At 63.6% G+C, this 6765-nt stretch carries 10 protein-coding genes; 4 read left to right on the plus strand and 6 right to left on the minus strand.

The features are described 5' to 3' along the window. Nucleotides 1-366: 366 nt before the first annotated feature. The 4 genes from AAC645_RS20165 to AAC645_RS20180 all read right to left on the minus strand — a co-directional run bounded on the left by AAC645_RS20165 (nt 367) and on the right by AAC645_RS20180 (nt 3107). Nucleotides 367-1341 carry a 50S ribosomal protein L11 methyltransferase gene (locus AAC645_RS20165; protein WP_340318374.1) on the minus strand — a complete coding sequence of 325 codons (975 nt, stop codon included), beginning with the start codon at nt 1339-1341 and terminating at the stop codon, nt 367-369. Then, nucleotides 1331-2041 carry an SDR family NAD(P)-dependent oxidoreductase gene (locus AAC645_RS20170; protein ID WP_340318375.1) on the minus strand — a complete coding sequence of 237 codons (711 nt, stop codon included), beginning with the start codon at nt 2039-2041 and terminating at the stop codon, nt 1331-1333. Before AAC645_RS20170 ends, AAC645_RS20165 begins: the two co-directional genes overlap by 11 nt. A gap of 67 nt (nt 2042-2108) precedes the next feature. Further along, nucleotides 2109-2786, minus strand: a complete 678-nt coding sequence (locus AAC645_RS20175; RefSeq protein WP_340318376.1) for a spermine/spermidine synthase domain-containing protein — start codon at nt 2784-2786, stop codon at nt 2109-2111. A 9-nt stretch (nt 2787-2795) separates the two neighbouring features. After that, the gene (locus AAC645_RS20180; protein ID WP_340318377.1) at nt 2796-3107 is read right to left on the minus strand and encodes a DUF6481 family protein; all 312 of its coding nucleotides are present in this window, start codon (nt 3105-3107) and stop codon (nt 2796-2798) included. A 171-nt stretch (nt 3108-3278) separates the two neighbouring features. Here AAC645_RS20180 and AAC645_RS20185 point away from each other — a divergent pair, with 171 nt between their 5' ends. After that, nucleotides 3279-3419: a hypothetical protein gene (locus AAC645_RS20185; RefSeq protein ID WP_340318378.1), complete on the plus strand. Its 141-nt coding sequence runs from the start codon at nt 3279-3281 to the stop codon at nt 3417-3419. Between the two features lie 146 nt (nt 3420-3565). Next, nucleotides 3566-4579 carry a sensor histidine kinase gene (locus tag AAC645_RS20190; RefSeq protein WP_340318379.1) on the plus strand — a complete coding sequence of 338 codons (1014 nt, stop codon included), beginning with the start codon at nt 3566-3568 and terminating at the stop codon, nt 4577-4579. Here the strand turns inward: AAC645_RS20190 and AAC645_RS20195 are convergent, their stop codons facing one another. Next, on the minus strand, nt 4580-4735 hold the full coding sequence (locus tag AAC645_RS20195; protein WP_340318380.1) for a hypothetical protein: 156 nt from the start codon (nt 4733-4735) through the stop codon (nt 4580-4582). Between the two features lie 161 nt (nt 4736-4896). Here AAC645_RS20195 and AAC645_RS20200 point away from each other — a divergent pair, with 161 nt between their 5' ends. Further along, nucleotides 4897-5661, plus strand: coding sequence for a class I SAM-dependent methyltransferase (locus AAC645_RS20200; protein WP_340318381.1), 765 nt, complete (start codon nt 4897-4899; stop codon nt 5659-5661). Nucleotides 5662-5789: 128 nt separating this feature from the next. On the opposite strand, the gene AAC645_RS20205 is transcribed toward AAC645_RS20200, so the two are convergent. Beyond that, nucleotides 5790-6110 (minus strand): hypothetical protein, encoded by a 321-nt coding sequence (locus AAC645_RS20205; RefSeq protein ID WP_340318382.1) that lies wholly within the window; start codon nt 6108-6110, stop codon nt 5790-5792. Between the two features lie 267 nt (nt 6111-6377). On the opposite strand from AAC645_RS20205, the gene AAC645_RS20210 reads away from it, so the two are divergent. Further along, nucleotides 6378-6611 carry a hypothetical protein gene (locus AAC645_RS20210; protein ID WP_340318383.1) on the plus strand — a complete coding sequence of 78 codons (234 nt, stop codon included), beginning with the start codon at nt 6378-6380 and terminating at the stop codon, nt 6609-6611. The last annotated feature ends 154 nt before the right edge of the window (nt 6612-6765 follow it).

The following is a 6765-nucleotide window of genomic DNA, read 5'->3' on the forward strand; positions in this document are numbered from 1 at the left end:
GGGTAAACGGATGCGTCGAACGTCGTCGGCATCACCACATGGTCGCCCAATGTGAACGAACTGAAGCCTAGCTCCTCCGCCCGCTGCGCCAGTCCGATAACGTCAGCACCGGTTGGATCCCCCCCCAACATTCTCGTGCATCCGATCCCGATTTTCATTCAACACTCTCCGTCGTTTCAGCATGGTTTCTGGCTTAAGCGCGATCGTAAGGCCTTACCTATGCCACTCTGATACTGCCGGCTATTTCACCGATCCCGTTTTCGCTCAAGACTATTGCGATGCGAATGGTGGAGCACACTCCGGAAGCCGGTGGAGGCGAAGGCTGGAGAGGAGGAACAGGCTGGTGCGGGACGCCACGTCTCGCCTTCAGCGGCGCCGTTTTACCATTCTCAACGTCGGCCAGTCGCCCTGAACGATGCTGTCCGCAAGATACATGCCCTGGCGGCGATAAGCCTGGGCCACCGCATCGGCCTGGCTGTCGAGCAGTCCGGCCAGGATGAGCGAGCCGCCGGGCAGCACGGCGCTGCCGAAAACCGGCGCCAGCTCGATCAGCGGCCCGGCCAGGATGTTTGCGATCAGCAGATCATAGGGCAACCGCGCCTTCAGGCGGCGGTCGGCCAGCCCCGCCGCGACCACCAGTTCGACCTGGCCGCGCCCGCGGCCGATGCGGATGCCGTTGGCCGCCGCGTTTTCAGCAGTAACGTCGATCGACACCGGATCGATGTCCGATGCGATCAGCTTCGCCGCCGGCCACAGCGACCGTGCCGCAAAGGCGAGGAGGCCGGTGCCGGTCCCCACATCGGCGATATCGGCGAAACGCTTGCCGTTGCGTTTCATCCTGTCGAGCATCATCAGACAGCCGGTGGTGGTCTCGTGATGGCCGGTGCCGAACGCACGGCCCGCATCGATGACGAACCCCGTCAATCCTTCGGGCACATGGTCGGCATTGTGCGGCGTGTGAACGAAGAAGCGGCCAGCGCGGATCGGCTCTAGGCCCGATTGCGACAGCGTCACCCAATCCTCTTCGGGGATATGGCTGATCTCGGGCATTGTTCCAGCCGCGCTCGGCACCAGCGCAACAGTCAGGTCGATCAGGGCCTGGTCGGGCTTCCCTTCGACATAGACATCGAGCTGCCAGGCATTCGGCCGGGCAGGATCGGGCTCGCTCGTCATCAGCGTCGGCTGCGGGTCGAGCAGCGCGATCTCCGCGACGTCTCCGGCAAGCATCTCGGCTTCGGCCTTCGTGCAGGGTAGGGTGATCTTCCAGCTGCCGGCGCGTTCCGGCGCGAACGGGAAGCCGGTTATCTCATCGCCCTTCGGTTCCTTGCGCTTAGCGGACATAGCTTGCTCCATTGATGTCGATCATCGCTCCGGTCATCGAAGCGGGTGCGTCGAGCGCGAGGAATTTAACGGTATCGGCGACCTCCGCCGGCTCGGCCATGCGGCCGAGCGGAATGTCGGCAAGCAGCGTGTCGCCGCCGCGGCTGGAGAGATAATCTTCGGCCATGCCGGTCATAGTGAAGCCCGGACACACCGCAAAGGCGAGGATGCCTTCGGCGGCATAGCCGCGCGCGATCGTCTTGGTCATCGCGACCATGCCGGCCTTCGACGCGGCATAGTGCCAGTGCGACGGGCTGTCGCCGCGATAGGCGGCGCGGCTGGCGATGTTGATGATGCGGCCGCCGCCATGGCGCCGGAAATGAAGGACCGCGAGGCGGCACAGTTCGGCCGACGCCGTAAGGTTGATCTGCATCGTCCGGTTCCACGCCTCGGTCCAGGAGGCATCCGGTGCGTCGATCGACGCGGCCTCGAAGATGCCGGCATTGTTGACCAGCACGTCGATGCGGCCATCGAGCTGGGCAAGCGCCTGATCCCAGATCCTGCGCGGTGCAGTTGGATCGAGCAGATCGGCCGCAACCATGGTGTCGTCGCCATCGCTGGAGCGGTGGCCGACAAGCTGGACATCCTCTTCTGCGAAACGGTCGAAGATGGCCTTGCCAATGCCCCGGCTGGTACCGGTGGCGAAGATCGAGATAGTCATGGCGGCGGGATAGGGGCTGACGGCGGCAGGGGCAACGGCGGGATGGGCGGCCCGTGCTTCAAATGGCTCAGCAGCCCTGTTTCACCGCAAGCCAGATGACATGATGCGCGCCTTTGACCCCGGTGGCCCGCACCTTGATCTCGTCAACAGCGAAGCCCGCGCGCTTGAGGCGCTCCGCGAAGACCTTGTCCTGATAGGCCGACCAGATCGCGAGCACCCCGCCCGGCGTGAGTGCGGCATGCGCGGCGCGCAGGCCATATTTGCCATAGAGCCTGCCATTGTCCGGGTGGATCAGCGCATCGGGGCCATTGTCGACGTCGAGCAGAATCGCGTCGAAGCCGGCGCCCGCTGTCGCGATCGTCTCGCCGACGTCGCCGATCCTGATCGTGACGCGCGGATCGTCGAGGCTGTCGCCGAAGAGATGGGCCAGCGGTCCGCGCGCCCAATCGACGATCGTCGGCACCAACTCGGCGACGACGACCTCGGCCTTGGGCGGCAGCACCGCGAGTGCTTTCCGCAAGGTGAAGCCCATGCCGAGGCCGCCGATCAGCAGGCGCGGCCGCGATCGTCCGTCAAGCCGTTCGCAGGGGAGGGTGGCAAGCGCTTCCTCGGATCCGCGCAGCCGGCTGCTCATCAGTTCGTTGCGGCCGAACAGGATCATATGATCCTGGCCGCGACGCATCAGGCGCAACTCGCCGTCCGTCCCGGGGATCCGGGCGGTGTCGACCAATTCAAGCGGGATCATGCAGGCGTCCTAGCGCGCCTTGCGGGCGGCGTAACGGGCGTCCCGCTCGGCCTTCTTCTGGGCTTCGGTCTTGGGAACGGGCTTGCGGGCCTCGGCCTCGGCGGCACGCGCCAGCTTATCGGCCTTGGCCTGTGCGATAGCGGCCCGCTTGGCGGCGCTCGCCTCGACCTTGGCGGCCTCGCGGGCGGCTTGCGCGGCCTGTCGCGCGGCAACGACCTCGGGATCGAGGGCGGGCTTTTCGCGCAGCTTGACGAGCGCAGTGGTCTTGGCCTGGTTGGCGCGGGCGAGGCGTTCCTGAAAGCTGTCCTTGAACGGCGGCATGTAGCTATTTTCCTGGTTGAGGTGGTGGGCTGGAGAAGGGCGACGACGCGCGCCGCCACATGGCATGCGGGCCCCATAGCAAAGATTTGCGCTTTAGGGCTGATTTAATGCGCGGGTGCTCATGCGCCATGCTATCCCGGACCGACCGTAGCCAGCAGCGAGCAAAAAGCGATGAACGACCAGCCCCCAGATGCTTCATCGACGAGCGGCGCGCTCGCGGTCTGGTTGAAGCTCGCCGCGCTGCTGGCGGGCCTCAGCGCGTTCGGTTACCTGATCTTCTGGATGAGCCGGCTGGCGCATGGCGGCGGCTGATCGCCGGTCGATAAGAACGTGCCGCGATTATCGTGGACTATGCTATGGTGGCTCATCAATCCAACAGGTAATCCCGTCAGATCCTGAAGGCTTTGCCCGGGGATGGCTTTCGCACTGCGAGCCTCCGGTCCCTGAAGGGACCTGTTATGTCGATCCTGTCGTCCGATTTTCCGGCCAAGGCCGCTGGCCTTGGCGCGGCGTTGTTTGCCGCATCCCATGTCCCGATTTTGCTGCTCGACGACGCGCTCGTTGTCGTTCTCGCCAGCCATTCCTTCAGACAAGCGTTCCATCTCGATGCAGTCGACATAGTGGGACGTCCGTTCTGTCAGCTGGGATCCGGCGAATGGAACGCTGATCGGCTGCGGCTGCGGCTAGTTCAAATCCTGGAGGGCGGCACTGCCGTTGAGGGCCTTGAATTTGATCTGATCCCGAAGGGCCGCCCGAATCGACGGCTCCGTCTCGACGCGCAGCTGCTGGAGCTCGAAGGTGAGGGCCGGCAGCTGCTGGTCACCATCGAGGATCTTACCGAGGGCCGGGCACGCGAGCGGCAAGATCAGGTTCGGCTCGATGAGAAGGACGTGATGCTGCAGGAGTTGCAGCATCGCATGGCCAACAGTCTGCAGATCATCGCCAGCATATTGATGCAGGGCGCCAAGCGGGTGCGATCTGCAAAGGCGCGAGGTCATCTCCACGATGCCCACCACCGTATATTATCGGTTGCCGCGGTGCAGAGCCATCTGGCGAAGAGCCACGCCGGCGAGGTTCAGTTGCGTGCCTATTTCACCGATCTGTGCCGCAGCATCGGCGCGTCGATGATCGATGATTCAAGTCAGATTGTCCTCGAAGTCCTTGTCGATGACAGCACCACCGATCCTGATACTTCGATGAGCCTGGGCATGATCGTCACCGAACTGGTCATCAACGCGCTCAAGCATGCCTTTCCCGATCAGCGGAAAGGCAAGATCCTGGTGGAATACCGGAGGACGGGCGACGGCTGGATGCTTTCGGTGACTGACGACGGCGTCGGGCTCCCGGTCCGGCGAGTGCGGATGGCGCCTGGACTAGGCACCAGCATAGTCGACGCGCTGGCACGCAAGCTTCGCTGCCAGGTGCGAACTGCGATCGGATCGCCTGGTACAAGCGTGTCCATCGGGCGCTGATCAGCTTTCGCCGGTCCGCATCGGGATCTTGTTAGGCAGTTTCTTCCCCTTGGTGCGGCGCGACGGCACCTGCACCGGGTTTTTCTTCTTCCAGTCGGCCCAGCGCATCGGGCCTTCCGGGGTGTCGATGATGCGGTCGTCGAGCGAGTCGGTCATGGTCCGTTCCTGTGTTGCCGCTCTTGAGTGATCCGCCAGCGTAGCCGATCGGCGCCTTTCTTTCGACGAACATCTTGCCCGGTCGGCGACTACCACATTCCAGCGTTGAGCTGTTTCCGTCGGTGGCGCACCATGGCCCCCCAACAAGGGAGAGACGGCTCATGCGTTTCAAGGTGGTGTTCCCCGCGCTGGCGGGGGCGATGCTGGTCATGGCGACTGCGGCGCAAGCAGGTACGCCGGTCTATTTATCCGCGGCGGTGTCCGCCAGCGGTCGGCCTGCCCAGGCGGTTGAGCTCGATGCCGGGCGCAAGCCTGCGCAAGTGCTTGCCTTTCTTGGCCTCAAGCCCGGCATGGCTGCGGCCGACATCATGACCGGCTCGGGCTACTGGGCCGAAATCATGGCAGCTGCGGTCGGGCCGAAGGGCAAGGTCACGGCTTTCGAACCGGCGCAATTCTATAACGACCCTGCAGAGCAGAAGGTGTGGAAGGCGCTGACCGAACGGCGCTCCGACATCGACTTCGTGCGCTATCCGTTCGAGGCATTCACCGCCGGCGGGCGCCGGTTCGATTTCGTCATCATCAACCTGAACTACCACGACCTATACTGGGAGTCGGCGAAATATGGCATAGCGCGCACCGATCCGCAGGCTTTCCTCAAGGAACTGTTCGCCTCGGTGAAGCCTGGTGGCGTCGTCGGCATCGTCGATCATGTCGGGCCGGCGGGAGACACCCGCGCGCTGGTGGACAAGCTCCACCGCATCGATCCTTCGACCGTGAAGGCCGATTTTGCCGCCGCGGGGTTTCGGTTCGAAGCCGCCAGTCCCCTGCTCGCCAATGCCGCCGACGATCACAGCAAGCCGGTATTCGATCCGGCCATACGCGGAAAGACCGACCGCTTCCTCTACCGGTTCCGCAAGCCGAAATGAGCCGGGCCGCACGCGCTGGCGATGACGCAGTAAATATCGCTACCCATCTGCCGTTCGCCTAGGGCCTGGGCGAAAGCTGCAACGGTTGAAGGCGTCGGTTGCCCGACGCCTTCTCTTCCGGTTCTCGATTAGTCGCGGTCCCAATGGTCGCGCCAGTCGCGTCGGTCGTGGTGACGCTCGTGGCGCCAACCGTGATGCCGGCCGCGATCCCAATGATCGCGATCCCAACCGCGATAGCCGCGGTCATAGCGATACGGGTAAGCGCGGCCATATCCATAGGCATAGGCCGGATAGTCATAGTCATAGCCATAGCCGTAGGGGCTTCCATAATAGCCCCGATCGTAATGGCCGCTCGAGATGCTGAAGCTCACGATCTGGGCCGGAGCCGCGGCGGGGATGGCAGTGGCGGCAAGTGCCGCGGCACCGACCAGTACAGCTTTGATACGCATCGCTACTCTCCTCATAATGCACAGGCGTTGGAAGAAGCAGTAGCACCGAGGCGATGAGGACGCGCTGAATGCTGCCGAAAGCTCCCGTTAATCGAGATACCCATTCGGACTCACGTGATTCCGCGTAATTTCCTTGAGTTACACCAATGAGCTACCTATCTTGGATTAGCCATCCGAGGCTGACTCCAAGGGAAGTACGCAACCGCGTGCAACCGCAGTCCTCGAGCGGCAACAAGCCTGCCCCTCGCAGGGGACGGAGAGGATAGATTGCCGATCACCCGCGTTCGCGAGGCTGACAAAGCAGACGAACGGAACATCGACGCCCTGATCGAGCGCCCTGACGAGAGTCTTGCGGCCATCGATCTGCGATTGCCCGAGCAGACGAGATATCCGGCCCCCCCCGATATCAGAAAGGCACCGCGTGCGCTGCGGCTGCTGCTGATCATCGGATCCTCAGCCGCGCTCTGGGGCCTTATCTATCTCGCCATAAGGGCGTTTTGAGGCACGGCTTTCAGGGGCGCCCGATCGACGTATAGGCGAAGCCCGCCGCCTGCATCTGGTCCGGGCGATAGATGTTCCGCAGATCGACGATCGTCGGGCTCTTGAGCAGCCGCTTCACCCGCTCCAGGTCGAGCGCGCGGAACTCGTTCCATTC

It is taken from the genome of Rhizorhabdus argentea (genome assembly GCF_037861105.1).
GTDB lineage: Bacteria > Pseudomonadota > Alphaproteobacteria > Sphingomonadales > Sphingomonadaceae > Rhizorhabdus > Rhizorhabdus argentea.